The following is a 706-nucleotide window of genomic DNA, read 5'->3' as shown; positions in this document are numbered from 1 at the left end:
CCCGGAATCCGGGTGCGCGGACCGGGGTTCGGTGTCGTTGTTGCTCGCTGTCGGGTCTGGCCGGCCTCGCTGCGGATCCCGTGTCGACGATGCGTCCCGGTTGGGATCTGGAGAGGAGGAATCCTTCATCGTAATCCTCACGCAAAGGGATGGTTGCGGTTCGATCGCGGCGTGTCGTGGGCTGTGTTCCCAGACTAGTAGCCAGGGTTGCGTACCGCTCGGCGTTTTGTGCGTCTGTGCCTTTGTCGAGACCCGACGGCCCGGTGTTACCCGTGTTCCGGGGCGCCCACCCGATGGATGCGGGCGATTCGCTCCGTCAGCGCAGACGTTCGGCGTCCCGCGCCAACCGGACCAGAGTGGCGCACAGTTCCGCGAGCTCCGCCGGGTCCGCGCCCTCACCGGCCGCGGTGGCGACGTCCTCCGCGGCGCAGCGGACCTCGAACATGCGGTCCATCGCCGCCTCGGCCTCCGCCGCCGTGAGAATCGTCGAGTCCGCCGCGATCGTCGTCCCCTTGACCGCCGACCGCTGCTCGTACGCCCGCTGACGGCACGACTGCTTGCAGTAGCGCCTGCGCCGACCCACCCCGGCGTCTGCAACCTCCCGGCCACACCACACGCACGATTGCTGTCTGCGCGTCGGGCCGGTCACCGAACCCACGATACGTGGGCGACCGGCCCGTCGACCGACGGGTCCGGGGCCGCATCG

1 protein-coding gene is annotated in these 706 nt (G+C 69.7%); it reads right to left on the bottom strand.

From position 1 onward, the window contains the following. Positions 1–316: 316 nt before the first annotated feature. On the bottom strand, positions 317–649 hold the full coding sequence (locus tag RHCRD62_RS09230; RefSeq protein ID WP_050064568.1) for a hypothetical protein: 333 nt from the start codon (positions 647–649) through the stop codon (positions 317–319). Positions 650–706: the final 57 nt, after the last annotated feature.

The sequence above is a fragment of the Rhodococcus sp. RD6.2 genome, assembly GCF_001040705.1.
Classification (GTDB): Bacteria; Actinomycetota; Actinomycetes; order Mycobacteriales; family Mycobacteriaceae; genus Rhodococcus_G.
The sequence above is the reverse complement of the archived record's forward strand: the minus strand, read 5'-3'. Positions and strand labels throughout refer to the sequence as shown.